Below are 25,017 nucleotides of genomic sequence, written 5' to 3'. Positions count from 1 at the left end.
AAAGGAGCGCCCCCATGCCGAGCTACAAGGCCCCCGTGGAAGACTTCATGTTCCTGTTCCACGAGCTTCTCGAAATCGACAAGCGCCGCGAGGTGCCGGGCTTCGAGGATCTGACGCCCGACATGACGCAGGCGATCCTGGAAGGCGGCGCGAAATTCTGCGAGGAAGTGCTGCAGCCGCTGAACCAGGTGGGCGACGAGCATGGCTGCGTGCTGGAAAACGGCGTCGTGCGCACGCCCCCCGGCTTCAAGGAAGCCTTCCAGAAATATTGCGAGGATGGCTGGAACCGCCTCGGCGCGCCGGTGGATGCGGGCGGCGCGGGGCTTCCTTCCGTCATCACCTTCGCCTTCACCGAAATGGGCATGTCGGCGAACCAGGCTTTCTCCATGTATCCGGGGCTCACGACGGCGGCCTATTCCGCGCTCTGGGCGACGGGCGAGCCCTGGATGCGCGAGCATGTGGCGAAGAAGATGATCTCCGGCGAATGGACCGGCACCATGTGCCTCACCGAGCCGCATTGCGGCACGGACCTGAAGCTGATGAAAACCAAAGCCGTGCCGCAGGATGACGGCACCTACCGCATCACCGGCACCAAGATCTTCATCTCGGGCGGCGATCACGACATGACGGACAACATCATCCACATGGTGATCGCGAAAGTGCCGGACGAGAACGGCAAGCTGGCGAACGATCTCTCGACCGTCAACTTCTTCATGGTGCCGAAGATGCTGGTCGACAAGGAGACGGGCGAGATCACGGGCCGCAACGGCGTGTCCTGCGGCTCCATCGAAAAGAAGATGGGCATCAAGGGCAATGCGACCGCAGTGCTGAATTTCGATGAGGCCGTGGCCTATCGCCTGGGCGGCCGCCCGCCGGAGAAGAAGACCGAAACCGGCGAGGTAAAGAAGTCGAAATCGGCCGGCATGGCCGGCATGTTCGGCATGATGAACGGCGCGCGCATGGGCGTCGGCATTCAGGGCATTGCGATCGGCGAAGTGGCCTATCAGAACGGCGTGAACTACGCGAAGGAACGCCTCGCCGGCCGCGCGCTGACGGGTGCGAAGAACCCGGACGGCCCGGCGGACCCCATCATGGTGTTCCCGGATGTGCGCCGCCTCCTCATCTCGTCGCGCTCATTCGTGGAAGGGGCGCGCGCGCTCGCCATGTATGTGTCGATGCTCTTCACGCTGCAGGTCTTCGGCAAGGACGAGAAGGAACGCGAGGAAGCGGCCGATCTCGCCCAGCTGATGACGCCGGTCATCAAGGCCTTCTTCACCGACAAGGGCTTCCAGGCGGCGAACGACTCCATGCAGGTCTTTGGCGGGCATGGCTATGTGCGCGATCACGGCATGGAACAGTTCGTGCGCGATGCACGCATCAACCAGGTCTATGAAGGCGCGAACGGCATTCAGGCGCTCGACCTTGTCGGCCGCAAGATGACGGCGAAGGGCGGCCGCGCCACCATGACCTTCTTTGCGAAGGTCGAGGAGTTCATCAAGGCGAACGAGAACGATGCCGAGATGAAGCCCTATATCGAGCCGCTGAAGGCGGGCTACAAGCGGCTTGGCGAAGCGGCTGGCTGGCTGATGGAAAACGCGCCGAAGAATTACGACAATGCGGGCGCCGCCTCCTACGACATGCTGAACATCTTCGGCACGGTCGCGCTTGGCTGGATGTGGGCGCAGATGGCGAAAGTCTCGCTGGCGAAACTCAAGGCCGGCGAAGGCAATGCCGAGTTCTACAAGCGCAAGCTGACGCTCGCGCGCTACTGGATGGAGCGCGAAATGCCGCTCACCTCCGGCTGGCTCGAACGCGCGAAGATGGGCGCCGACGGCTTCATGGAACTCGAGGAAGCGGCCTTCTGAGGCTTCGGATAGAGAATGCGAAAAGGGCGCCCCTCCTTGTTTTCGGCGGGGCGCCCTTTTTGTTTGCCTCCAACACAAATGTCACCCTCTGGCTTGACCCGGGGGTCCAGAGCGGCACCCGATAATGCCGGTGACAGGTCTGAAAGTTTTCTTTCGAAGAGTGACGGCGCGTTCCGCGCCTTCTGGATTGCCGGGTCGAGCCCGGCAATGACATGTGTATTTTCACCTTCTATTTTTGGTGAGGGTCCGGAGCAAATCTGACACGGGCATTTGTCCATTTCCCCTGCGTCAGATAGCTTCCCCGCACTCGAAACCCTAACGGGGAACACCCATGAAAAATCTCTTCAGCGTCGAGGGCAAGACGGTCCTCATCACCGGCGGCTCGCGCGGCATCGGCGAAATGATCGCGACCGGCTTCGTTGAAAACGGCGCCAAGGTCTACATCACCGCGCGCAAGGCGCAGGCCTGCAACAAACTGGCGGAAGAACTCTCGAAGAAGGGCACCTGCATTTCGCTCCCCTTCGATCTCGGCACCATGGAAGGCATTGCCGGGATCACGGCGGAACTCGGCAAACGCGAGCCGAAGCTTGATGTGCTGATCAACAATGCGGGCGCGGCCTGGGGCGAACCGATCGACGACTATTCGGAAAGCGGCTGGGACAAGGTGCAGAACATCAACCTCAAGGGCGTGTTCTTCCTGACGCAGAAAATGCTGCCGCTCTTGCGGAAGTCGGCAAGCGCGGAAAATCCGGCGCGCGTCATCAACACGGCATCAGTGAACGGCATCGAGCCGCCGGAGCTTGAGACCTATGCCTATTCCTCGTCCAAGGCGGGCGTCATCATGCTGACGCGGCATCTCGCAAAGCGCCTCGCACGCGAGCATATCCTCGTCAATGCCATCGCGCCCGGCCCCTTCCCGAGCCAGATGATGAAGGCAACGCTGGACAGCATGGGTGACTATATCCGTTCGAACAATCCGCTCGGCCGCATCGGCACACCGGAGGATGCGGCAGGCGTCGCAATCTTCCTCGCCTCGCGCGCGAGCGCCTATACGACCGGCGCAACGATCCCGGTGGATGGCGGTTCGGCGGAAGTTTGATCGGAAGCTCCCCCTCACCCTTCCGCGGGCTTGCGCCCGCTCCCTCCCTCTCCCCGCTGGGGAGAGGGAAGGGGCCTGGCGATGCGGCGAAGCCGCGTCGGTGGGAAGGGTGAGGGGCCTTCGTTTCTACTCCGCCGCCTGCTTGCGCTCCGCCGCGCGGGCGTGACCTGCAATGAGTTCGACATATCGCGGGCAGAGTTCGACCGGCAGGTCGTGGCCCATGCCCTCGATCACGACATGCTTCGCGCCCGGCACGGAACGCGCCGTGTCCTCTCCGCCCTCGGGGCGGACCAGCGGATCGGCATCCCCATGAATGACGAGGAAGGGCACCGCCACTTTCTTCAGTTCCTCGACGCGCGACCCATCGCCGATGATCGCCGCATATTGGCGCACACCGCCTTCAGGATAGTACATGTGGTCGAATTCGCGTGCGCAACGCTCGTAAAGCGCTTCGTCCGTCATTGGATAGGCTGGGCTCTGATAGACGCGGCGGCCTTTCATGCGGTGGCGGATCACATCTTCCCGTTCCTCGGACGCAGGCTGTGCCTGCAGCGCCTTCAGAGCCTCGTCGGTGGCAGGCGGCACTGCCGGATTGCCCGTCGATGACATGATCGAGGTGACGGAGAGAAGCCGCCCGGGAAAATGAATTGCCATGCGCTGCACGATCATGCCGCCCATGGAAATGCCCATGACATGGGCCTTTTTGATGCCGAGTGCATCGAGAAGGCCGATCCCGTCCGCCGCCATGTCGGCAAGGCGATAGGGAATATCGGGCGTCCGGCCCTCGCGCACCGCAGCCGCGACGTCGGCGGCTTTCGGCAGGCCGGAGAATTTCTCCGATTTGCCGACATCGCGGTTGTCATAGCGGATGACGCGGAAGCCTTCCGCGCGCAGCCCCTCCATCAATTCCTCCGGCCAGCTCATCATGGTGGAGGTATAGCCATTGACGAAGAGGACCGGTGTGCCATCCGCCGGCCCGCGATCCTCGTAATTGATGGTGATGCCGTTGGCCTTCACCTGCTTCATGTCGACGGCCATGAGGGTCACTCCGCCGCCTTCGCCGCCGAAGCGCGCTTTGCCGCCGCCTCGATGGCATCGGCAAAGGTATTGACGAGGGCGAGCGGGAAATCGTGCCCCATGCCGGGAACGACCCGAAGCTCCGCGCCCGGAATATTCTCCGCCGTATCCTTGCCGCCTTCGACCGGGACGAGCGGATCGTCGGCGCCGTGCAGCACGACGGTGGGGAGAGAGAGCTTCTTCAGCTTATCGCGCCGGTCACCATTCGCGACGATGGCGGCCATCTGCCGCGCGACGCCGACGGGATAAAGCGAGCGGTTCACGTCTCGCGTCACCCATTGGCGGAGCGTCGCTTCATCCGTGCGGTAGCCGGGGCTGCCGATCGTGTTCCAGGCGAGCATGCCGCGCTCGATGGCAGCGGGAATGTCGCCTTCGGGCGCGGGCGTCATCAGCACGGCCATCGCTTCCGGCTTGCCCTGCGGCACAGCGGGATTGCCGGTGGTAGACATGATGGAGGTGAGCGAGAGTGCGCGCTCCGGATGGTTCGCGGCGACGAGCTGAGCGATCATGCCGCCCATCGAGGCACCGGCGATATGTGCGCGCTTGATGCCGAGCGCATCGAGGAGGCCCACCGCATCCTTCGCCATTTCATCGAGCGCATAAGGCGCAGTCGCGGTCTTGCCCGCCATCAGCGCACCGAAGATCGCCGTCATGTCCGGCATGCCGAGATCGTCGAACTTGTGCGACAGGCCGACATCGCGATTGTCGTAGCGGATGACGCGGTAGCCGCGCGAGACAAGCTCCTCGCAAAGCTCCACGGGCCACATGGTGAGCTGCGCGCCAAGCCCCATGACGAGAAGCACGGTTTCGCGGTCTTCCGGGCCGAAGCTTTCATATTCGAGATGGATGCCGTTCGATTTGACCTGCGGCATGGTTGGTCCTCCCTTGGAAGTTTGTTGTTCTGTTGGGCCCAACTCTAACAGCGCGCTTGCGCACGAGGCGAGCCAAACGCATATTAATGACGAACATTAGAAACCGCCGCGCCGGGAGGCATTGAAAGATGACACTCAGCTACGACCTCTTCTGGTCCTTCCGCTCGCCCTATTCCTATCTCGTGACGAAGCGGCTGGTCGCGCTGGAGCGAGACTACGACGTGAAAGCCGTGGTGCGGCCGGTCTATCCGATCGCGGTGCGCATTCCCGGCTTCTTCAAACAGGTGAACCCGATGTGGCCGCCCTACCTGATGAAGGATACGCGCCGCATCGCCGAGATGGAGGGCCTTCCTTACGCCTGGCCTTCGCCGGACCCGATCCTTATGGACATGAAATCGGGCGAGGTCGCGACGGAGCAGCCTTATATCTCGCGCCTGACACGGGCAGGCGTGCTGGCCGCCGAGCGGGGCCTTGGCCTCGCCTTTCTGGACGAAATCTCCTCGGTCATCTTCGGCGGCGTGAAGAACTGGCACGAAGGCGACCATCTGCAGAACGCCGCAAAACGCGCCGGGCTCGACATGGACGAACTCGACGAGACCGCGGCCAAGGAGGCAGACCGTCTTGAAGCCGTGATCGCGGCAAACGAGGCTTCGCAGAAAGCGGCCGGACACTGGGGCGTGCCACTGATGGCTTTCGAAGGCGAACCCTTTTTCGGCCAGGACCGCGTCGATCATCTCGTCTGGCGGATGAAGCAGCAGGGCTTGCGGAAGCGGGGCTAGGCCGTCCGCACAAGTCCAAGCTGCGCCGCAACGGCCACGGCATGGGCGCGGCTGCGCGCGCCGAGCTTCGCGACGATATTGTCCATGTGATAGCGGACCGTTGTCGGCTTGATGCCGTTCTCGGCCGCGATCTCCGCTTCGCGAAAGCCCTGCGCGGCGAGGCTTAGACAATCCCATTCGCGCGGCGTGAGCGCGGTGCGATGCGCCTCGGGCGCGGGCGGCCGGCGGGCAAGGCGCTCATGCAGCGCAGTAAAGGCATGACCGGCGGCGAGGAGATGGGGCGCAGCCCATGCCGCAATCTCCTTTGCTTCCTCAAGCACCTGCGGTCCCGCAAAGCCGAGCATCGCGATCCGCGCATAGGGAAGCCGGACGGGCACGACGACGACCGAGTTGAACCCCTCGGCCCGCATCATGACGGCGACGCGCTTCTGCTCGCCGCTATAGGGCGCGCGATGCTTGCGGTGTTCGTCGTAAAGGCTGATCGCGAAGGGCAGATGCTCGAAGCGGCAGCGGATGTTGAGCGGCATGCGAAGCGGCACCCCGCCCTCCCACATGGCCGAGACGATCTCGGCCGGCCAGCCCTGCCGTCGCATGAAGCTCTCGGCCGCCGCATCGTGGAGCGGCGAGGCGGCATCCGGCGTCCAGATTGCCCGCGGCATGGCGATAAGCCCGGCCAGCCGCCCAAGCGCCGCTTCCGCGGAGCCAAGCCCGCCCGCGCCTAGCAACTCTACGGAGACATCCTGCAACGCCGCCGGATCGGCCAGCGCCGTTGGCTTTTCAGCCCTTGCTTTCGCCCTTCTGGCCGCCATTTCATTACCCTGCAGTTTTCGAGGGGACGCGTCCCGTTTTATATCCGATATTGGAATTGAAAGGCGAGCCGCAGGCCGCGCCTCCGCTGGGGAATGGACCCGGGCGCGAGGGGCCGCTAGCCTCGCTTCCCTGATCGAGGCCTTTGAACCGGACGGACCCCCAATCCCATGAAACGCGACCTGAAAGCGATGAGCGCGACCGAGTACGACCTCGTGATCGTGGGCGGCGGCATCACCGGCGCGAGCACGGCATGGGACGCGGCGCTGCGCGGCCTCAAGGTGGCGCTGCTCGAGAAGGACGACTTCGCCCATGCGACGACATCGGGCTCGTCGAAACTCGTGCATGGCGGGCTCCGCTATCTCGTCAATGGCGAGTTCCGGCTGGTGCGCGAGTCGCTGCGCGAGCGGCGCATCTGGGAGAATGTCGCACCGCATATGGTGCATCCCCTGCCCTTCGTGCTGCCGACCTATGGCTGGGGCATGAGCGGCCCCATCGTCATGGGGATCGGACTTGCGCTTTACGATCTCCTTTCCTTCGACCGCAACTGGCTTTCCGACGACGACAAGAAGCTGCCGGGCTTCAGGCGCATCTCGAAGGGCAAGGCGCTCGACATGATGCCCTCGCTGAAACGCGAGAACCTGACCGGCGCCATGATCTACTACGACTGCCAGATGCATGCGCCGGAGCGGCTCTGCCTCGAATGTATCGAGGGCGCGGCGGAATATGGCGCCGATCCCGCGAATTATGCCGAGGTGACGGGCTTCGTGACCGAAGCCTCGATGAAGCGCGGCGTGAAGGTGGCAGGCGTGACCGTGCTCGACAAGCTGACCGGCGAGACGCACACGATCCGCGGCCGCGTGGTCGTCAACGCGGCAGGGCCCTGGGCCGACAAGACAATGGCGCTGGTGGACGAGACGCCGGCGCGGCGCCTCATTCGCTCCAAGGGCATTCACCTCATCACGCGCGATATATCCGGCGGCAATGCGCTTGCGATCAAGTCAGAACTGGGCGGGCATTTCTTCGTCATTCCCTGGCGCGGCCACACCATCATCGGCACGACCGACACCGTGTTCGAGGAGGACCCGGACGATCTCGGCGTGACGGAACGCGACATTTCGAATTTCCTGCTGGTCGTGAATGACGGCCTGCCGGGGCTGAACCTGAAGCGCGAGGATGTGCTGCATTTCTATGCGGGGCTCCGGCCGCTGGTCGACACGACGCCGAAAGTGGCCGATGGCGAGCCCGCGCCGAAGGACAGCTACAACGCGAGCCGTGCGGCGGAAGTCTTCGACCACGGCGCGGAGGAGGCAATCGACGGGCTGATTTCGGCCATTGGGGGCAAATGGACGACATCGCGCCACCTCGCCGAACAGGTGGTGGACCTCGCGCTGAAAAAACTGGGACAGACAGCCGCGTGCGAAACGCATTGCACACCTGTCTATGGCGGCGAGATCGGTCGGCTGAAAAGCTATATCGAGCGCGCGCAGAAGAAACATGCCCATCTCGCGCCGGAGATCGTCGCAAACCTTGTCGATTTTTATGGCAGCCGGATCGGCGAGGTGCTGGCGACGGCGGATGAGCGTCAGGGCGAGCGTGAGGAATTGCTGCGGCGTCTTGCACCCGAAACCAATGTCATCGGCGCGCAGGTGGTTCATGCGGTGCGCCACGAAATCGCACTGCATCTGGAAGATGTCGTGTTCCGCCGCACCGGCCTCGGCACGCTCGGTCATCCGGGTGTGCCCGCGATCACCCGGGCCGCGGAGCTGATGCGCCGCGAGCTTGGCTGGGACGAAACGCAACTTGCCCGCGAGATCGCGGAAACGGTTCGGCAATTCGATACGATCTGAGAAGAAAAAAAGAGCAAGAACGGGGAGGAAGTTATGGCCAGGGGGATGCCGCATGTTGCAGCCATCGTGAACCCGCGCTCGGGCGGCGGCCGCACCGGCCGCGCCTGGCGCGTGATCGCGGAAACGCTGGAAAAGGAACTTGGCCCCGTGCGCACGCACTTTACGGGCGGGCCCTCGACGCCGCATTATCTGCCCGCCGCCGAACTCGCGCGGCATTCGCTGCACGACAATGCGCAGCTCGTGATCGCGGTGGGGGGCGATGGCACCATCGACGAGGTGGTGAACGGGTTTTTCGAGGCGGGAGCGCTGATCAATCCGGACGCGCATCTCGCCGTGCTGAACGCGGGTACGGGCGGCGACTTCCGCCGCACCTTCGATCTGCCGCAGGACGCGGCGGAAGGCGTGAAGCGCATTGCGAGCGGCAATTCGCGGCGGATCGACATTGGCCGCCTTACCTTCATCGCCCATGACGGGCAGGAGAAGGACCGCTATTTCAACAATATTGCGAGCTTCGGCCTTTCGGGCGAAACCGTGCATGCGGTGAACAACGCCACCTGGCAGAAGTCGCTCGGCGGCAATTTCGTCTTCACGTGGGGTTCGCTTGTGACGGCGATACGCCACAAGCCGCGCCCGGTGCGCATCACGACCGATCAGGGCTTCGAGACGGTGGCGAATATCGGCCTCGCGGCGGTGGCCAATGGCCGCTATTTCGGCAGCGGCATGATGGTAGCGCCCGATGCGGAACCCGATGATGGCTTGTTCGATCTCGTCATCATGCGTGATCTCGGCTTCTGGGACCTGCTCACGGGCAGCGGGAACCTGCGCGACGGCACGCATGTGAACGGACCGAAAGTGACGGTGACGCGAGCGCGCACCGTGACGGCGGTGCCGCTCGGAGCCGAGCCCGTGCTCATTGACGTGGATGGCGAGGGGCCGGGACGGCTGCCCGCACATTTCGAAATACTTCCTGGCGCCATCACGCTGCGCTGCTGAACAGAAGAAGGCGAAAAACATGACCATCGACCGCACGACGCTGCGCTGGAACGGCTGGGGCCCCGTGAAGCAGGAAAACCCGTTGCCGTCGGATTCGCCCAAATGGAACTGGATTCAGGAAACGCTGGGGCTTTCGCGTCTACCTGCGACGCCCGCCGCGCCGCTTGCCTCGATCCGGCTGCCCACATGCCGGATTTCGGAAACGGTGCTCGAGAAGCTGCGCGGCATTGTCGGCCCGAACCAGCTTCGCACCGACGACTACGAACGCGCCTTCCATGCACGCGGCAAGAGCTATCACGATCTTCTCTATGTGCGAGCGGGCAAGCTCGACATGGCGCCTGACGCCGTTGCCTATCCGCGCAGCGGCGATGAGGCACTCGCCGTGGTGAAACTCTGCGCGGAGGAAGACATTGCACTCGTGCCCTTCGGCGGCGGCTCTTCCGTCGTCGGCGGCGTGAACGCAATGGCGAAGTCGCTTGGCGGCGCGGTGCTGACGCTCGACACGACACTGATGACCCGCATCATCCAGATCGACAAGATGTCGATGACGGCGCGGATCGAGGCGGGGATCTATGGCCCGCAGCTCGAGGAGCAGTTGCAGGCGCATGGCGTTACGCTTGGCCATTATCCGCAGAGCTTTCCGCTCTCCACGCTGGGCGGCTGGATTGCCGCGCGCGGCGCGGGCCAGCAGTCGAACCGCTATGGCAAGGCCGAGAAATGGCTTGTCTCCGCAAAGCTCGCAACACCAAAGGGCTTCTGGACGACAGAGGCGACGCCCGCAAGCGCGGCCGGCCCGAACCTCAACCAGTTGGTCGCAGGCTCGGAGGGCATTCTTGGCGTGATCGTGGAAGCGACGGTGAAGATCCACGAGCTGCCGGAACGGAAGGACTATCGCGGCTATCTCTTCAAGAACTTCGCCGCCGGCGTGGAGGCCGCGCGCCGCATCAACCATGCGGAAATTCCCGTCGCCATGGTGCGCCTCTCCGATGCGCCCGAAACCCACTTCTTTCAGACCTTCTCATCCTCAAGCAGCGGCGGACTGAAATCGAAGCTGCAAGCGGCATACCTCAAGATGAAGGGCTTCAACGAAGCGCCCTGCCTCATGTTGATCGGACATGAAGGCACGAAGGAAACGGTGATCTGGGCGCAGGAACAGACGGAAGAAATATGCAAGCGGCATGGCGCTCTCGCTCTTGGCACCGGCCCCGGCAAGCGCTGGTATCACGGGCGCTTCGACAGCCCCGCGATCCGCGACCCGATGATGGACAAGGGCCTTGGCGTCGACACGCTCGAAACCTCGACGCGCTGGTCGAACATCGCAAACCTGCATGAGAAGGTTTCCGCGGCGATTGCCGACGCGATGGCGGCGCATATGCCCGATCAACATGCGCGCGGCATCGTGATGGGCCATGTGAGCCACTCCTATCCCGATGGCTCGAGCCTCTATTTCACCTTCATCTTCCCGCGCCAGCTCGACCGCGAGGTGGAGCAATGGCAGGCAATCAAGCGTGCCGCCTCCGACGCGATCCTGATGAATGGCGGCACGATTAGCCATCATCACGGCGTCGGCCTCGATCACGCGCCCTGGCTTGCAGAGGAAAAGGGCGAAATCGGCTTTGCCCTCCTGAAGGCGACGAAGCGCGAGATGGACCCGAAAGGTGTGATGAACCCGGGCAAGCTGCTGGGGTAATCCCTACCCCTCCCGCATCATCTCCTTCGCCATCTCGATGGCGGTGGCGAAGTCCGGCGCGCGGGTGACGCGGTCGAGCACATGCATGTCGGCGAGCACGCGGGCGGGCTGCGGCTGCAGCGCGGTGACGATGACCTTCGTCCCGTTCTTCTCGCAGCGATCAATCATGGTCTCAAGTGCGGTGACGCCGGTTGCATCGATGATCGGCACGGCGCGCAACCGCACGATCAGCACTTTCGGCGGCGCGCCGATCCGCTCCAGCGTTTCGCCGAGCCGCATTGCGACACCAAAGAAGAACGGCCCGCGAATGAGGCTCGCGGCAACGCCGGGCGGCAGGTCGTATTCCCGCATGGGCTGGAAGTCGCGGGGCGCATCGTCGCTCACATCTTCCTCGACGAGGTGAAGATCGGCCTGCACTTCAACCGCCTCCGACATGCGGTGCATGAAGAGCACGGCGGCAAGCACGACGCCGACCTCGATGGCGACGGTGAGATCGACCAGCACGGTGAGCGCGAAGGTGATGAGAAGCACGGCCCTGTCGCCAATGGGTGCGCGCATCAGGTGACGGAACTTGTCGATCTCGCTCATGTTCCAGGCGACGACCAGGAGAACCGCCGATAGCGCGGCAAGCGGAATATAGGTCGCAAGCGGCCAAGCGAGACCCATGAAGGCGAGCAGGAATAAGGCGTGCAGCATACCCGCGATGGGGCTGCGCGCGCCGGAACGGATATTGGTCGCTGTGCGTGCAATGGCGCCGGTGGCCGGCAAACCGCCGATTGCAGCCGAGGCGCAATTTGCAACGCCCTGCGCCACAAGCTCCGTATTCGAGCGATGGCGGCGGCCCGTCATGCTGTCCGCGACCATCGCCGAGAGAAGCGACTCGACGCCGGCAAGGAAGGCAATGGTAAAGGCGCTCGGGAAGAGCGTGACGATGCGCTCCATCGTCACCTCCGGGAAGGCCGGAAGCGCGAAGGAGGGCTCGAGCCCGGCGAAGCGCGTGCCGATGGTTTCGGCAGGCAGCGCAAAAAGCCAGACGAAAAAGGCCGACAGCACAACCGCTATCAGGAAACCCGGCAGGGCAGGCCGCGTGGCGCGGAGCCAGAGAATGAGCACAAGCGCAGACATGCCGACCGCGACGGTGGCGGGCGAGATGGTGCCGAAAGCGCCGGACAGAGCGACGAGCTTCTCGATGAACGGTGCGGGTTCGCTTTCAAGCGTGAGGCCTAGAAATTCCCTGACCTGGCTTGCTGCGATTATGACCGCGATGCCCGCCGTGAAGCCCGTGACCACGGGCTCGGGAATATATTTGATGAAGGTACCCGCGCGCAGGAGCCCGGCGCCGATCAGCATGAGCCCCGCCATCGCGGTTGCGATCAGAAGCCCGTCATAGCTGTGAACGGCGATGACATTGAATACGACCACCACAAAGGCGCCGGTCGGCCCGCCGATCTGGAAGCGGCTGCCACCAAGCGCGGAAATGAGGAAGCCCGCGACAACCGCCGTGATGAGGCCCTTGTCGGGCGTGGTGCCGCTCGCAATCGCAAGCGCCATGGCAAGCGGCAGGGCGACGATGGCGACGGTGAGACCGGCAATGAAATCGGCGCGGAAATCGGCGAAGCGATAGCCTTCCCGGAGCGCGGTGACGAGCTTCGGGACGAAAAGTTGCGGCGATGACGGTTTCCCTTGCGTGGGAAGATCCCCCGGGATTCGCGCCTCAGTCCTGTTCGATCAGCTTGCGGAGCTCGGCCTTCGCGATCTTCTCGAGCGTGGAACGCGGCAATTCGGCAACAATGCGAATGTCGCGCGGACGCTTGAAGTCCGCAAGTCCCTTTGCACAGGCTGCGTCGATCTGCGCCACGAGATCCTTCGGCGCCGCCGCCTCGCCGCCCGGCACCAGCACGAAGGCGACGGGCACCTCGTCGAGCATCGGGTCGCGCCTTGCGACCACCGCGCATTCGTGAATGCCCGGAACCGTCATGATGACGCGCTCGATCTCGGAGGCGGCGACATTTTCGCCGCCGACTTTCAGCATGTCCTTGTCGCGGTCGGCAAAGGAGATGAAACCGTCCTCGCCAAGCGTCACGCGGTCGCCGGTGATGAAATAGCCCTGATCGTCATAGCTCTTCGCGGTCGCTTCCTCATTGTTGAGATATTCGAGGAAGAGCGAGAGGCCGGGCACGCCGCGCACGAGAAGATTGCCCGTCTCGCCGGGATCGACCGGCTCGCCATTGTCGCGCAGGATCGCAATTTCATAGGCATGCGACGGCTTGCCGATCGACATGGGCCGGTTCGGCAGATGAACGTCGCCGACAATGCCATGCGTGATGGTTTCGGTCATGCCCCACCAGCCGATGGTCTTGACGCCAAAATGCGCATCGGTCGGCGGCGCGGAAATGCCATTGCCCCAATAGCGGTAGGAATGGGATTTCGGTTTTTCCTGGCCCATCAGCGCGCGGACGCAGAAGGGCACCATTGAGGTCCAGGTGCAATTGTGCTTCTGCGATACGGACCAGAAACGCGAGGCGGAAAAGCGCGGCTGCAACACGACCGTCGCGCCTGCCCAGAGCGCGGCGAGCACCGAATAAGACTGCGCATTGGTGTGGAAGAGCGGCAGATAGGTGAGATGCACGTCCGATTGCCGCAGATCCTCATGCAGCGCACATAACTTGCCGCCCCAGAGCGCATTGGCATGGGTCCAGACGACGCCCTTTGGCCGCGAGGTCGTGCCCGAGGTGTACTGGATGCCGACGCGCGCCATCGGATCGGGCGAGCGGAGCGATACATCGGAAGCATCGCCATAAAGCTCGGCGAAACTTTCGGACTTCGCGGGCAGGTTTTTCTCAGCGGGCGCAGCCCCGTTGTCAGTCTCCGTTACGGCGAGCCATTTGATCCTCGCGCAGGAAGACGCGACGAGCGAGGCGAAGGCCGGCTGCGTGATCGCGCCGACAACGCCTGCATGATCGCTGAAATAGGTGAGATCGTCGGCAACGGAGCGCGCATTGGTTGTAACGGCGACGGCGCCGAGATGGGCGCAGGCATACCAGGCGATGAGGCTTTCGGGGCAATTGTCGAGATGGACGAGCACGCGCTCGCCGAACTTCACGCCGCGCTTCCTGAGCCCGGCGGCAACCTGCATGACCTCATGCTGGAAGCGCGCATAGGACCAGATGCGCGCCTCGCCCTCGAAGGGCTCCCAGATCAGGAAAGGATGTTCCGGCCGCGCTGCAGCATGAGCCGCGAGAAGATGCGGCACGTCGAAGTTCGAAAATGGGTGGACGAGCGGCGAACGGAGCGCGGGCATGAAAACTTCCCCCTGTTGTTTCCCGTCCTATAGCGCATGGCGAGGGATGCTGCCATGCCCAGCGCACGAATCTGACGCCGGGTCATGGCAAGCAAGAGATCATGCGAGCGCGTCCTTCAGCGCCTTCGCCGCCGCCTTCACGGCATCGCGCGCAACATCGAGCACGCCCTGCATGTTGAAGAAGCCGTGGATCATGCCTTCGTAATTGACATATTCCACCGCAACGCCCGCCTTCTTGAGCGCTTCGGCATAGGCCTTGCCCTCGTCGCGCAGCACATCGAAACCGGCGGTGACGACATAGGCCGGCGGAAGCCCGGTGAGCGATTCCGCATGAAGCGGCGCGGCATAGGGATGCTTCGGATCTGTGCCCGCGCTCAGCACATAATGGTTCCAGAACCAGTCCATGCCTTCGGCTTCGAGCATGTGACCCGCAGCGAAATCCTTGTAGGACTGCGTGGTGCGCGGCGCATCCGTTACCGGATAAATGAGAAGCTGGAAGGCGATATGCGGTCCCTTCTCGGCCTTGGAACGGAGCGAGACGGCGGCGGCAAGGTTACCGCCCGCGCTGTCGCCCGCAACGGCGATACGGTTCGGGTCGATGCCGATTTCGGACGCATTCGCCTCGACCCATTTAGTGGCCGCATAGGCATCGTCGATGGCGGCGGGGAAAGGATGTTCCGGCGCAAGGCGGTAATCGACGGCGATCACCTTCAAGCCCGCCTCATTGGCGAGCGTGCGGCAAAGCGCGTCATGGGTTTCGAGGTCGCCGATGACCCAGCCGCCGCCATGATAATAAACGAGCGCGGGACCCGTGCCGCCGGCCGCGACCGGCGTGTAGATGCGGACGGAAATATCGCCGGCGGGGCCGGGAATGGCGCGGTCCTCGACCTTGCCGATCGGAATACCCTGCGGATCGAGCATGGCGGCCATGGCGCGGTACATTTCGCGCCCGCCTGCCGGCGGCAGATCGATCAGACGCGGTGCGTCCGGGTTCGCCGCCATCTGTTCGAGCAGCGCCTTCGCCTGTGGATCGAGTGACATTCTGGGTGGCCCTCCCGCCTTCTGAATTTCGTGAGGGACCGTTTTAGCCGCCGGGCGCGGAAAGCGCCAAGCGGCAAATTCGGGGCGGGATCAGTGGAGGATTTCGCCTTCGCGGCTGCGGCGGCCTTCCACCATGTCTTCCACGACGACACGCAGCATCCGCCAGGCATCGGCACGCATTTTCTCGCCGATTTCCTCAAGCTCCAGAACAGCCGTATCGGCATAGGAAAGCGCCTTGCGGCCGTGGGTATCGACCATATAGGCGGCGAGCAGGTTGATTTCGCGATCGGTAATCATGGGCGGGGTCTCCGTTTGAGCCTGTTTGGCAAACGGATTGCAACCCGCGGACCAGACGAAGGGCCGGAAAAATCCCCTTTATTTCAATGGGTTGACTTATCCACAGGGCACCGCATTAACACTTCCGGCAAGCTTTGCCGGAAGCCCTTGCCGCAGGGCGGCAAATTCAGCCCCTCGCGTTCAGCCCTTGAAGCCGCCCTGATCGAGAAAGCTCTGCTCTTCCGGCGTCGTCACCCGGCCAAGTACTGCGTTGCGATGCGGGAACCGACCGAAGCGGCGGATGATATCCGCATGTTCGACGGCATGGCGCATCGTCTCCGGGTCGTCGAGGCGCTGCGCGAAATAGACGAGCCCCCGCTCCTGCGCGTCGAGTTCTTCGGAATGCATATAGGGCATGTAAAACCATTTGCGCGCAGTCGCCGGCGTTTCCACATCGAAGCGGCGCCTGACCGCTTCGTCGGCCAGCGCAAGCGCCTTCGCATCCTGCGCGAAGGCGCGGTGATCGTTCCGCCAGAGATTGCGCGAGAATTGATCGAGCACGAGGATGAGCGCGAGCGAACCCTGCGCCTCATTCGCCCATGCGCCGAGCTTGCCTTCCGAACCCTCGCGATGCGTCTCGCCGAAACGGCGCTTTATCTCCGCATCGAATTCATCGCTCTTCGCGAACCATTTTTCAGGGCCGGCGGCAAACCAGAAATCGAGAACATCGCGGGGACGGGACATGGCTGCGGCACCTCAAACGGAATGGCCCGCATAAAGCGGGCCATAACGTAGAATAGAACAGTGCAGAGAAAATCACACCACGATCACATCCTCAGGCGCGGGCTCCTGATAGAGACGTTCGACAAGTGGCGCGCGGCGGGCGGCCGTGGCGGCCTGGTTAACATAGCCCTTGTCGGTGATCTCGTGACCGTCGATCGAGGGCGGTTCGAGCATCAGATGGATGCGGGCGATGCGCGTGGACGAACCGCCGCCTGCCTTGTTGTGTTTGCCGAGCGCATTTCGCAGATGCTCCACCACCTTCTGGTGCGAGATCGCATCTTGCGGGGCCGCTTCATCCGGCAAACCGGCGACTTTTCTCGCCGCGGCAATGTTCGGCCAGGCGAGCAGTGCAATATAGGGCTTGTCGAGGCCGCAGACGACGGCATCCTGCACCAGCGGCGTACAGGCTGCGACGACATCTGCACGGAGCGTGCCGGTTGAGACCCAGGTGCCGGAGGAAAGCTTGAAGTCTTCTGTCACGCGGCCATCGAAAACGAGGCCGAGCTCAGGCTTCGTCTCGTCGAGGAATTTCGCGGCGTCGCCGAGGCTGTAGAAACCTTCCTCGTCGAAGGCTTCCGCGGTCTTCTTCGGATCGTTGAGATAGCCCGGCGTCACCGTTGGGCCCTTCACGCGGACTTCAAGCTTCGCGCCATTCGGCACGAGCTTCAGCGTGATGCCCGGCACTGGAAGACCGACAAGACCGACGCGCTCCGTCACCCAATGGACGACGGTGATGCCCTGCGTCTCGGTCGCGCCATACATGGTGGTCAGCGGCAGGCGATAGCCCGTCTCGGCAACGGCGAGTGCTTGCATGCGGTCATAGATGTCGCTTGAAAGCGTGGCGCCGCCATAGCCCATATATTCGAGGTTCCGGAAGAAGCTCGCGCGGAGTTCCGTGTCGCGCTCCATCGCATCGGCGAGCATCGCAAAGGCGACGGGCGCCGAGCCGAAGACGCGCGGGCTCACCTCGCGGAGATTCCTGATCGTCTGGTCGAACATGCCGGGAACGGGCTTGCCCGCATCGAGATAGACCGTGCCGCCGGCATTCATATTGCCGTTGAAGCCGATATTGCCTGCGGAAATATGGTTCCACGGCATCCATTCGAGGCTCTGGGGAATTTCGTTCGGATCGGGCTCCTCGCTGCGCAGCGCCTCGGCTGCTGCGATCTGCGCCATCATCATGCGATGCGTCTGGATGACGCCTTTCGGCATGCCGGTAGAACCGGAAGTGAAGAGATATTTCGCCACCGTGTCATGGCCAATCCTGTCCATCGAGGCACGGACATCCGGGCTCGTATTGGTTTTGAGAAGTTCGTCATAGGAGATAGAGCCGGGGACGTTACCCGTCTGGGTAACGATTTCGGCACCCTCGCCCACAGCGGCGAGCGCCTTCGCGTAGAGATCGCCATGATCGGCGAAGATCATTTTCGGCTTCGTCAGCGCGACGACATGACGGAGCTTCGAAAAATCGGAACTCATCAGCGAATAGGGAACGCTGACGGGCGCGACCGGCACGCCCGCCTTCATCGCGCCAAGCGCCATCACGGCATGCGCGATCGAATTGCTGGACAGCACCATGAGCGGCGCCGACTGATCGAGCCCGCGCGCGAGAAGCGCGCTCGCGACAGCATCGGCCTTCGCATTCGCCTCACCGTAAGTCATGTAGCGCCACTCGCCAGAGACATCGCGCTCGGCGATGAAATTGCGATCGGGATGCAGAGCCGCACGCTCCTCGAGAATATGCGGCACGCTGCGCTTCATCTCGGGCAGCGTATAGTCCGACGAGATATAGAAGGTGCCGTCATCGGTGCGCTTCACCGTGATCTTGGGCGGCTTCTGTTTCAGCGGCTTGAAGGGCGCGAGCGCGCCTGTGTCTTCTGCAAGGCTCATGACGTTCCTCCGGTTTCAAATGTCGTTCGGGGCCCGCGCGTTCTGATGCGCGCGGTGCCCCGCAATTTCAGTCTCGAATTTTCAAAGGCTGGTCAGTTGACCATGCGCGTGCGGCCCTCCCAGAAGGGCGCGCGCAGCTCGCGCCGGAGAATCTTGCCCGACGGATTGCGCGGCAGCGCCTCTATGAAATCGACCGACTTCGGCACCTTGTAGCTCGCGATGCGCGTCTTCGCGAAGGCGATGATCTCTTCCGGCGTCGCCTGCTGGCCAGGCTTCAGCACGACGATGGCCTTCACCGCCTCGCCCCACTTCTCGTCCGGCACACCGATAACGGCGGCATCGGCGATCGCCTCATGGCCGAAGAGCGCATTCTCGACTTCCGCCGGATAGATGTTCTCGCCACCGGAGACGATCATGTCCTTCACGCGGTCATGGATGAAAAGGTAGCCATCCTTGTCGAAGTAACCGGCATCGCCCGTGTAGAACCAGCCATTGCGGATCGCATCCTTGGTGGCGTCGGCGCGGTTCCAGTAGCCTTTCATGATGGAGCTGCCGCGAATGACGATCTCGCCGACATCGCCGACCGGGACTTCCTCGCCCTTGTCGTCGACCACGCGCACTTCCATGCCGGGGTTCGGGATACCGCAAGAGCGGAGCTTGCCCTTGGCCGGATCATGCGCTTCCGGCGGCAGGTTGGTCGCGCCGCCCGCCGTTTCCGTGAGGCCATAAACCTGCACGAAATCGGCTCCCTTGAAGGTTTCCTGCGCGCGGCGCAGCACATCTTCCGCGATCGGCGAGGCGCCATAGAGAATCTGGCGCACGCTCGACACGTCCGTCTTGGCGATATTGGGCTGCTGCAGCAGGAAGAGAATGACGGCGGGCACCATGAAGGCGATGTTGATCTTCTCGCTCTCCATGAGTTTGAGGATGAGCGCCGGGTCCACATCCTTCAGGATCAGGTTCTTGCAGCCGTGAATATTGCCAATCAGGCCGATATTGACGCCCGCGACATGGAAAAGCGGCATGCACACCAGCGCAACTTCGCCCTGGCCCCAGTTGGCCCAGCCGGCCTTGCCGCCCTGATCGAAGATAGACATGTAGTTCGCATTGGTGAGCTGCACACCCTTCGGATGGCCCGTGGTGCCGCTTGTATAGAGCTGGATCACATCGTCTTCCGGGTCGGCCGGGAGCATGGGGTCGACCTGCTTCTGCGCATCGCGCCAGTCGTCGAAGGACTGCCAGTCGTTGCGGCCGCCATCGAGCGCGACGACTTTGCGCACCGTCGGGCATTCCGGCAGCACCTTTTCCACCATCTCGTAGAATTCGGCGCCGACAAAGAGGATCTCGGTGCGGCTGTCATTGAGCACATAGGCGACTTCGGGCGCGGCGAGACGCCAGTTGACGCCGACGACGACGGCCTTGGCCTTGAAGGCGCCATAGAGCATTTCGAAATAGCGGTCGGAGCCCTTGCCCATGAAGCCGATGCGGGCATCGGGTTTACAGCCATCGGCGATCAGCGCCTGGGCGACCTGACTTGCACGCCGGTCGAGCTCGCCATAGGTCGTTTCCCGGCCTTCGAAGACCTGCGCCACCTGATCCGGTGCCCCGGCGCCCCAGACGCGCGTGATGTCGGCCACCGACTTGACCTGAGAAATATCGACCATGTCCGCTCTCCTCCCATTGCCTTGCCCACGATCCAAGCCGGGGCCTTGTTGGGCGAGAGTTTAGCGAGCCGCGCGGACGGGGCAAGCAAAGCCGGGCGGCCCGCCCCGCCGTATCGCCATTCTTGCCGCTGGACGCAGCGTCCGCGCCGTCTACACTGACCGGAAACAGAAACGCTACTCAGGGAAGGAACTCTCCATCATGGCCCGCATCCCCTATTTCGATACGTCGAAGGCCACCGGCCGCGCCAAGGACGTCTACGAGAAGCTGCCGAACCTCAATATCTTCCGAATGCTCGGCCATTCAGGCGACATGATCGACGGCTTCATCAAACTCGGAAATGCGATCCTGATCCATAGCGAGCTCGACCCTGTGCTGCGCGAAATTGCCATTGTGCGCGTGGGCGTGCTGAAGGGCGCGTCCTACGAGGTCTATCAGCATGAGGCGATCTCGCGGAAGCTCGGCATGTCGGAAGAGCTCATCAAGGCGATCCATGAAGGCCCGGACGCCAAGGTGTTCGACGAAACGCAGCGCCAGGTGATGCGCTTCACCGACGATGTGGTGAAGAATACCCGCGCTTCCGATGCAACTTTCGACCCGCTCGCCGAAAAACTTGGCTACAAGCAGCTTCAGGAACTCGTCATCACTATCGGCTTCTACACCACGGCCTGCTATTTCCTCGAGACCTTCGATGTCGATATCGAGGAACCGGGCCACAAGTCGGGCGTGAAACTGCCCGGCATGCAGGACTAAGCCGGAACGGACCCATGGCGCGTATTCCCTATCCCGATCCGGCGGCGCTTTCGCCCGAGGCGCAGAGCCTTCTCGAAAGCCTGCCGCAGCTCAACATCTTCCGCATGATCGCAGGCGCGGGGGCCTCCTTCGTGCCCTTCATGGAATTCATCAATTCCTATCTGAATGCCGGTGTGCTCGACCCGGAACTCCGCGAACTCGTTATCCTGCGGGTCGGGCATCTGTGCCGCTCGGCATATGAACTCCACCAGCATCGTCGCGTCTCGCGCATGATCGGCATGAACGAGGAGCGGATTGCGGCCTCTTCAGGCGCACTGCCCTCGCCGCTCTTCAGCGCGGCGGAAAATGCGGCCCTCGCCTTTACCGATAATCAGGTGGCCAATGTGAAGGCCGACCGCAAGCTCTTTGCCGCCGCGCACGAACATCTCGGCGATGCCGGCATGCAGGAACTCGTGATCGTGATCGGCACCTATCTTCTCGTCTGCCGCTATCTCGAAACTTTCGAGATCGACCTTGAGGAGACGGACATTCCGACAAGCGGGCTAGACGAAATCAGAAAGGGCCTCGAGAAACATGGCTGAGGAATATGTGAAGCCGCTGCCGCAGGAATCGGCCGGCACGGCGCCCGGACGCGGAAGGCTCAAGGGCCGGAACATCCTGATCGTCGGCGGCGGACAGCGCGTGCTCGATGCGGCGACCGACCCTGTGGGCAATGGGAGGGCCATGTCGCTCCTCTTTGCGCGGGAAGGTGCGGCAGTCGCCGTGGCCGACATGAACCGCGCCTCGGCGGAAGAAACCGTGTCGCTGATCGGCAAGGAAGGCGGCAAGGCGCAGGCCATCGAGGCCGATATTTCAAAGCCCGCCGACATCGAACGCATGATCGCGGAGGCGGAAGCCGCGCTCGGCACGCTCGACGGTCTCGTGCTCAATGTCGGCATCGGCGTGGGCGGGCTCGGCCTTGAAGGCGCTTCGCCCGAAGACTGGGACAAGGTGCTCACCGTGAACCTGCGCGGACCGATGCTCTGCTGCAAGGCGGCGCTGCCGAAACTTGCCGATGGTTCGCCCATCGTATTCATTTCGTCGATTGCGGGTCTTGTCGCCGGATCGCGCCTGCCCGCCTACGACGCATCGAAGGCAGCCCTTGGCGGCCTCATGCGCCATGTCGCCATGGAAGGCGCCCGGCGCGGTATTCGCGCGAACATCGTCGCGCCCGGCCTTGTCGACACGCCGCTTGGACGGCTGGCAACTCAAGGGCGCCCCTCGCGCGGGCGCACGCCCGTTCCATTCGGGCGGCAGGCAACGGGCTGGGAAATTGCCTATGCAGCGCTGTTTCTCGTATCGGACGAAAGCGTTTACATCACCGCGCAGACACTTGCCGTCGATAGCGGCATGACCGGCATTTCGTGAAGCGGCGGAAGTGGCTTCGCATGACTATATACTGGGGAGGAAGACATGGGACTGGGTCTCAGCCGCTTTCAATACACGAAGGGTCTGCACGATCTCGGCAATGGCGGCTATGCCTGGCTGCAGCCCGACGGCGGCTGGGGCTGGTCCAATGCAGGCCTGATCGTCGATAGCGGCGAGAGCTTTCTCGTCGATACGCTTTTCGACGTGCCTCTGACGCGCGAAATGCTCGACGCGATGCGGAAGGCGGAGCCCAAGGCGGCGGCGAAGATCGGCACTCTGGTCAACACCCATCACAATGGCGACCACTGCAACGGCAACGAGTGCTGCGCGGGTGCGGAAATCATCGCCCACAAGCTCGCCGTGGAGGGCATGCGCCACGAGCCGCCTGCGCTGCTTGCCGGCTTTCTCGACATGGCGCCGGGACTTGGCGACCTCGGCAAATATGTAACGCAATGCTTCGGTCCCTTCGACTTCAAGGGCGTGACGCAGACACTGCCGACCACGACCTTCGAGACGGAGCTGACGCGCCATGTCGGCAACAAGGAAGTGCGCATCATGCATGTCGGCCCCGCGCATACGCCGGGCGACGCGCTTGTCTATGTCCCGGCCGACAAGACGGTCTTCACCGGCGACATTCTGTTCATCGAGGGGCACCCGATCATGTGGGAAGGCCCTGTCGGCAACTGGATCGATGCCTGCGAGAAGATCATCGCCATGGATGTGGAGACTGTGGTGCCGGGGCACGGGCCGATCACAGGCAAGAACGGCGTGATGGCGGTGCGCGACTATCTCGTCTATATCCGCGACGAGGCAAAGAAGCGCTTTGACGCCAGGCTTTCAGCCTTCGATGCCGCGCTCGACATCGACATGAGCGACTATGACAGCTGGGGCGATGGCGAGCGGATCGTCGTCAATGTCTCGACGCTCTACAAGGAATTCTCCGGCGACCACACGCCGAATGACGTGCCAACGATTTTCGGCCAGATGGCGGAGCTGACCAAGCGCCAGGGCCGTTTGCGCGGCTGACGCAGCGTTGACGCCGCCGCCTGCCTGCCGTCACGCAACCGTGATGGCGGGCCGGTGGACAGGCGCTCTCGCCCTCCCCCATGATCCGCGCAACGAACATCGGGAGGAAACCATGGTCACGCTTTACGAACATCCGCTTTCGCCCTATGCGCAGAAGGTAAAGATTTCAGCGCCGGAGAAAGGCATCGCACTCGACCTGAAAACGCCGGACGGCATCGGCGCGGGCAGTGCGCGCGGCGAATTCATTGCCGCCAATCCGCGCGCGGAAGTGCCGGCTCTCATCGACGGCGAAACATATGTCTTCGATTCGACCATCATCCTCGAATATATCGAAGACAACTGGCCGGAACCGCCAATGCTGCCCGCCTCGCCCGCAGAACGCGCAAAAGTACGCATGATCGAGGAAGTCTGCGACACTCACTACGAGGCGATCAACTGGGGGCTTGGCGAAATTACCTGGTTCCGCCGCGCGACCGGCTCCAAGGCCAGGGAGATGCAGGAGCTTGCCGCGCAGCAGACGGCGAAGATCCAGAACTGGCTGACAAAGCAGCTCGGTCCGCACGACTGGTTCAACGGCAAGAGCTTCGGCTGGGGTGATCTTTCGGTCGTGCCGTATGTGAATGGCTCGGCCGGCTTCGGCAATGCACCGGACGAATGCTCGCCGCTCGGCAAATGGCTCGCGCGAGCAAATGCCCGTCCGGCGGTAGCGCAGACGGCGAAGGAAGCAGTGGACAGCATTGCCGGGATGCAGGTGGTGGCCGATGTGCTGGAGCAGGGCCTCTTCAAGCGCGAATATCGCGACCACCGGCTCGAGTGGATGATGAAGACAGAAGGCGTCGAAATCGTGCTCGACGGTCTTGAGAAGAACAACATTCGCTTCAGCTACGATTTCGAATAGGACGCCGCGTCATGACCGCCAATTCAGATTCGATCATCTTCCATCAATATGACATCTCGCCCTTCTCGGAGAAGGTGCGCGTGATCTTCGGCATCAAAGGGCTTGAATGGTTTGCCTGCGATCAGCCGGTCATCATGCCGAAACCGGATCTCGTGGCGTTGACCGGCGGCTACCGGAAAATTCCGGTCATGCAAATCGGCGCGGACATCTATTGCGACACGCAGGTCATCATCCGTGAGCTGGAGCGCCGCTTCCCCTCGCCCTCCATCTATACAGGCGGAGACAATGGCGCAGGCTGGGGCTTTTCCATGTGGTCGGACCGCGTATTCTTTCAGGCAGGTGTCGCGATCATCTTCGGCGGCGGCACACCGATTGCCGATGAGGCCTTCATAAAGGACCGCGAGAAGCTGACGGGGCGGCCCTTCGACATCTCGGCGATGAAGGCGGCAGCACCCTTGATGGCCGAACAGTTCCGCGCGCAGCTTGGCTGGCTCGACGAGCAGCTGGCCGATGGGCGTGATTTCCTGATGGGCGACGCCCCGGGTCTTGCCGACGCTGGCGCCTGTTACAACCTCGCCTTTGTGCGCTGGACGAGCCCTGCCGGCGTGAAGCTCATCGAAGGCTTCCCGAAGGTTGCGGCCTGGGAAAAGCGTGTGGCGGCGATCGGCCACGGCAAGCGGCAGGAGATTTCCCGCGATGCGGCGCTCGACATAGCGAAGGCCGCAACGAGCACCGAGGCGGCGAAGGCCGATCCGGGCGAGCCGAACGGCCTCACGCCCGGCGACAAGGTGATAGTCATGGCCGACGATTACGGCCGCGACCCGATTGCGGGCGAACTTGTCTCGTCCTCTGCCCAGCATGTGGCGATCAGGCGGAACGACCCGCGCGTCGGCGATGTGGTGGTTCACTTCCCGAGGGCTGGATTCCTTGTCGTGAAGTCGTGATAGG

Annotated in this window: 22 protein-coding genes; 12 read left to right on the top strand and 10 right to left on the bottom strand. The window is 63.0% G+C overall.

Annotated features, from left to right (window positions below):
- Positions 1–14 precede the first annotated feature (14 nt).
- Both ACK4FH_RS06535 and ACK4FH_RS06530 read left to right on the top strand, forming a co-directional pair.
- Entirely contained in the window at positions 15–1,865 is a 1,851-nt protein-coding gene (locus ACK4FH_RS06535) for an acyl-CoA dehydrogenase C-terminal domain-containing protein (RefSeq protein ID WP_409812011.1), read from the top strand.
- Positions 1,866–2,196: 331 nt separating this feature from the next.
- Positions 2,197–2,964: an SDR family oxidoreductase gene (locus ACK4FH_RS06530; protein ID WP_409812009.1), complete on the top strand. Its 768-nt coding sequence runs from the start codon at positions 2,197–2,199 to the stop codon at positions 2,962–2,964.
- A gap of 126 nt (positions 2,965–3,090) precedes the next feature.
- Here ACK4FH_RS06530 and ACK4FH_RS06525 read toward each other — a convergent pair whose 3' ends face one another.
- Entirely contained in the window at positions 3,091–4,002 is a 912-nt protein-coding gene (locus tag ACK4FH_RS06525) for an alpha/beta fold hydrolase (protein ID WP_409812007.1), read from the bottom strand.
- 5 nt (positions 4,003–4,007) lie between these two features.
- Positions 4,008–4,913, bottom strand: a complete 906-nt coding sequence (locus tag ACK4FH_RS06520) for an alpha/beta fold hydrolase (RefSeq protein WP_409812005.1) — start codon at positions 4,911–4,913, stop codon at positions 4,008–4,010.
- 128 nt (positions 4,914–5,041) lie between these two features.
- Here ACK4FH_RS06520 and ACK4FH_RS06515 point away from each other — a divergent pair, with 128 nt between their 5' ends.
- Positions 5,042–5,692: a 2-hydroxychromene-2-carboxylate isomerase gene (locus ACK4FH_RS06515; protein ID WP_409812003.1), complete on the top strand. Its 651-nt coding sequence runs from the start codon at positions 5,042–5,044 to the stop codon at positions 5,690–5,692.
- On the opposite strand, the gene ACK4FH_RS06510 is transcribed toward ACK4FH_RS06515, so the two are convergent.
- Positions 5,689–6,501 (bottom strand): response regulator transcription factor, encoded by an 813-nt coding sequence (locus ACK4FH_RS06510; protein ID WP_409812001.1) that lies wholly within the window; start codon positions 6,499–6,501, stop codon positions 5,689–5,691. The two genes, ACK4FH_RS06515 and ACK4FH_RS06510, sit on opposite strands and share 4 nt — an antisense overlap.
- 168 nt (positions 6,502–6,669) lie before the next feature.
- Here ACK4FH_RS06510 and ACK4FH_RS06505 point away from each other — a divergent pair, with 168 nt between their 5' ends.
- The 3 genes from ACK4FH_RS06505 to ACK4FH_RS06495 are packed head-to-tail and all read left to right on the top strand — an operon-like array spanning position 6,670 to position 11,032.
- Positions 6,670–8,349: an FAD-dependent oxidoreductase gene (locus ACK4FH_RS06505; protein ID WP_409811999.1), complete on the top strand. Its 1,680-nt coding sequence runs from the start codon at positions 6,670–6,672 to the stop codon at positions 8,347–8,349.
- A 33-nt stretch (positions 8,350–8,382) separates the two neighbouring features.
- Positions 8,383–9,342, top strand: coding sequence for a diacylglycerol/lipid kinase family protein (locus tag ACK4FH_RS06500; protein WP_409811997.1), 960 nt, complete (start codon positions 8,383–8,385; stop codon positions 9,340–9,342).
- Positions 9,343–9,361: 19 nt separating this feature from the next.
- Positions 9,362–11,032 (top strand): FAD-binding oxidoreductase, encoded by a 1,671-nt coding sequence (locus tag ACK4FH_RS06495; RefSeq protein WP_409811995.1) that lies wholly within the window; start codon positions 9,362–9,364, stop codon positions 11,030–11,032.
- A gap of 3 nt (positions 11,033–11,035) precedes the next feature.
- Here the strand turns inward: ACK4FH_RS06495 and ACK4FH_RS06490 are convergent, their stop codons facing one another.
- The 7 genes from ACK4FH_RS06490 to ACK4FH_RS06460 form a co-directional block, all read right to left on the bottom strand.
- Positions 11,036–12,739, bottom strand: a complete 1,704-nt coding sequence (locus tag ACK4FH_RS06490) for a SulP family inorganic anion transporter (RefSeq protein WP_409815185.1) — start codon at positions 12,737–12,739, stop codon at positions 11,036–11,038.
- Positions 12,740–12,746: 7 nt separating this feature from the next.
- Complete coding sequence (locus ACK4FH_RS06485; RefSeq protein WP_409811994.1) at positions 12,747–14,333, bottom strand: AMP-binding protein; 1,587 nt, start codon at positions 14,331–14,333, stop codon at positions 12,747–12,749.
- Positions 14,334–14,432: 99 nt separating this feature from the next.
- Positions 14,433–15,374 (bottom strand): alpha/beta hydrolase, encoded by a 942-nt coding sequence (locus ACK4FH_RS06480; RefSeq protein ID WP_409811993.1) that lies wholly within the window; start codon positions 15,372–15,374, stop codon positions 14,433–14,435.
- A gap of 90 nt (positions 15,375–15,464) precedes the next feature.
- Entirely contained in the window at positions 15,465–15,671 is a 207-nt protein-coding gene (locus tag ACK4FH_RS06475) for a hypothetical protein (RefSeq protein WP_409811992.1), read from the bottom strand.
- A gap of 180 nt (positions 15,672–15,851) precedes the next feature.
- Positions 15,852–16,394 carry a DUF924 family protein gene (locus tag ACK4FH_RS06470; RefSeq protein WP_409811990.1) on the bottom strand — a complete coding sequence of 181 codons (543 nt, stop codon included), beginning with the start codon at positions 16,392–16,394 and terminating at the stop codon, positions 15,852–15,854.
- Between the two features lie 72 nt (positions 16,395–16,466).
- Positions 16,467–18,323, bottom strand: a complete 1,857-nt coding sequence (locus tag ACK4FH_RS06465; protein ID WP_409811988.1) for an AMP-binding protein — start codon at positions 18,321–18,323, stop codon at positions 16,467–16,469.
- 92 nt (positions 18,324–18,415) lie between these two features.
- Positions 18,416–19,987 carry a fatty acid--CoA ligase gene (locus ACK4FH_RS06460; protein WP_409811986.1) on the bottom strand — a complete coding sequence of 524 codons (1,572 nt, stop codon included), beginning with the start codon at positions 19,985–19,987 and terminating at the stop codon, positions 18,416–18,418.
- Positions 19,988–20,186: 199 nt separating this feature from the next.
- Between ACK4FH_RS06460 and ACK4FH_RS06455 the strand changes: the two genes are divergently transcribed.
- The 6 genes from ACK4FH_RS06455 (at position 20,187) to ACK4FH_RS06430 (ending at position 25,013) form a co-directional block, all read left to right on the top strand.
- Positions 20,187–20,738 carry a carboxymuconolactone decarboxylase family protein gene (locus ACK4FH_RS06455; protein ID WP_409811984.1) on the top strand — a complete coding sequence of 184 codons (552 nt, stop codon included), beginning with the start codon at positions 20,187–20,189 and terminating at the stop codon, positions 20,736–20,738.
- Positions 20,739–20,752: 14 nt separating this feature from the next.
- Positions 20,753–21,319 carry a carboxymuconolactone decarboxylase family protein gene (locus tag ACK4FH_RS06450; RefSeq protein WP_409811982.1) on the top strand — a complete coding sequence of 189 codons (567 nt, stop codon included), beginning with the start codon at positions 20,753–20,755 and terminating at the stop codon, positions 21,317–21,319.
- A complete protein-coding gene (locus ACK4FH_RS06445) occupies positions 21,312–22,145 on the top strand; it encodes an SDR family NAD(P)-dependent oxidoreductase (RefSeq protein ID WP_409811980.1) in 834 nt (277 codons plus the stop codon). The genes ACK4FH_RS06450 and ACK4FH_RS06445 overlap by 8 nt, the downstream gene beginning before the upstream one ends.
- 45 nt (positions 22,146–22,190) lie before the next feature.
- Entirely contained in the window at positions 22,191–23,171 is a 981-nt protein-coding gene (locus ACK4FH_RS06440) for an MBL fold metallo-hydrolase (protein WP_409811978.1), read from the top strand.
- 112 nt (positions 23,172–23,283) lie between these two features.
- Positions 23,284–24,069, top strand: coding sequence for a glutathione S-transferase family protein (locus ACK4FH_RS06435; RefSeq protein WP_409811976.1), 786 nt, complete (start codon positions 23,284–23,286; stop codon positions 24,067–24,069).
- A gap of 11 nt (positions 24,070–24,080) precedes the next feature.
- Positions 24,081–25,013, top strand: a complete 933-nt coding sequence (locus tag ACK4FH_RS06430) for a glutathione S-transferase family protein (RefSeq protein ID WP_409811974.1) — start codon at positions 24,081–24,083, stop codon at positions 25,011–25,013.
- Positions 25,014–25,017: the final 4 nt, after the last annotated feature.

The organism is Parvibaculum sp. (assembly GCF_046297875.1).
Classification (GTDB): Bacteria; Pseudomonadota; Alphaproteobacteria; order Parvibaculales; family Parvibaculaceae; genus Parvibaculum.
Note: the sequence above shows the minus strand (reverse complement) of the source record. Positions and strands in the feature narration are given on the sequence as shown.

Excerpts from the sequence above, each read along its gene's own strand:
- ACK4FH_RS06535 (WP_409812011.1), top strand. The coding sequence starts at position 15 with ATGCCGAGCTACAAGGCCCCCGTGGAAGACTTCATGTTCCTGTTCCAC.
- ACK4FH_RS06530 (WP_409812009.1), top strand. The coding sequence starts at position 2,197 with ATGAAAAATCTCTTCAGCGTCGAGGGCAAGACGGTCCTCATCACCGGC.
- ACK4FH_RS06525 (WP_409812007.1), bottom strand. The coding sequence starts at position 4,002 with ATGGCCGTCGACATGAAGCAGGTGAAGGCCAACGGCATCACCATCAAT.
- ACK4FH_RS06520 (WP_409812005.1), bottom strand. The coding sequence starts at position 4,913 with ATGCCGCAGGTCAAATCGAACGGCATCCATCTCGAATATGAAAGCTTC.
- ACK4FH_RS06515 (WP_409812003.1), top strand. The coding sequence starts at position 5,042 with ATGACACTCAGCTACGACCTCTTCTGGTCCTTCCGCTCGCCCTATTCC.
- ACK4FH_RS06510 (WP_409812001.1), bottom strand. The coding sequence starts at position 6,501 with ATGGCGGCCAGAAGGGCGAAAGCAAGGGCTGAAAAGCCAACGGCGCTG.
- ACK4FH_RS06505 (WP_409811999.1), top strand. The coding sequence starts at position 6,670 with ATGAAACGCGACCTGAAAGCGATGAGCGCGACCGAGTACGACCTCGTG.
- ACK4FH_RS06500 (WP_409811997.1), top strand. The coding sequence starts at position 8,383 with ATGGCCAGGGGGATGCCGCATGTTGCAGCCATCGTGAACCCGCGCTCG.
- ACK4FH_RS06495 (WP_409811995.1), top strand. The coding sequence starts at position 9,362 with ATGACCATCGACCGCACGACGCTGCGCTGGAACGGCTGGGGCCCCGTG.
- ACK4FH_RS06485 (WP_409811994.1), bottom strand. The coding sequence starts at position 14,333 with ATGCCCGCGCTCCGTTCGCCGCTCGTCCACCCATTTTCGAACTTCGAC.
- ACK4FH_RS06480 (WP_409811993.1), bottom strand. The coding sequence starts at position 15,374 with ATGTCACTCGATCCACAGGCGAAGGCGCTGCTCGAACAGATGGCGGCG.
- ACK4FH_RS06475 (WP_409811992.1), bottom strand. The coding sequence starts at position 15,671 with ATGATTACCGATCGCGAAATCAACCTGCTCGCCGCCTATATGGTCGAT.
- ACK4FH_RS06470 (WP_409811990.1), bottom strand. The coding sequence starts at position 16,394 with ATGTCCCGTCCCCGCGATGTTCTCGATTTCTGGTTTGCCGCCGGCCCT.
- ACK4FH_RS06465 (WP_409811988.1), bottom strand. The coding sequence starts at position 18,323 with ATGAGCCTTGCAGAAGACACAGGCGCGCTCGCGCCCTTCAAGCCGCTG.
- ACK4FH_RS06460 (WP_409811986.1), bottom strand. The coding sequence starts at position 19,987 with ATGGTCGATATTTCTCAGGTCAAGTCGGTGGCCGACATCACGCGCGTC.
- ACK4FH_RS06455 (WP_409811984.1), top strand. The coding sequence starts at position 20,187 with ATGGCCCGCATCCCCTATTTCGATACGTCGAAGGCCACCGGCCGCGCC.
- ACK4FH_RS06450 (WP_409811982.1), top strand. The coding sequence starts at position 20,753 with ATGGCGCGTATTCCCTATCCCGATCCGGCGGCGCTTTCGCCCGAGGCG.
- ACK4FH_RS06445 (WP_409811980.1), top strand. The coding sequence starts at position 21,312 with ATGGCTGAGGAATATGTGAAGCCGCTGCCGCAGGAATCGGCCGGCACG.
- ACK4FH_RS06440 (WP_409811978.1), top strand. The coding sequence starts at position 22,191 with ATGGGACTGGGTCTCAGCCGCTTTCAATACACGAAGGGTCTGCACGAT.
- ACK4FH_RS06435 (WP_409811976.1), top strand. The coding sequence starts at position 23,284 with ATGGTCACGCTTTACGAACATCCGCTTTCGCCCTATGCGCAGAAGGTA.
- ACK4FH_RS06430 (WP_409811974.1), top strand. The coding sequence starts at position 24,081 with ATGACCGCCAATTCAGATTCGATCATCTTCCATCAATATGACATCTCG.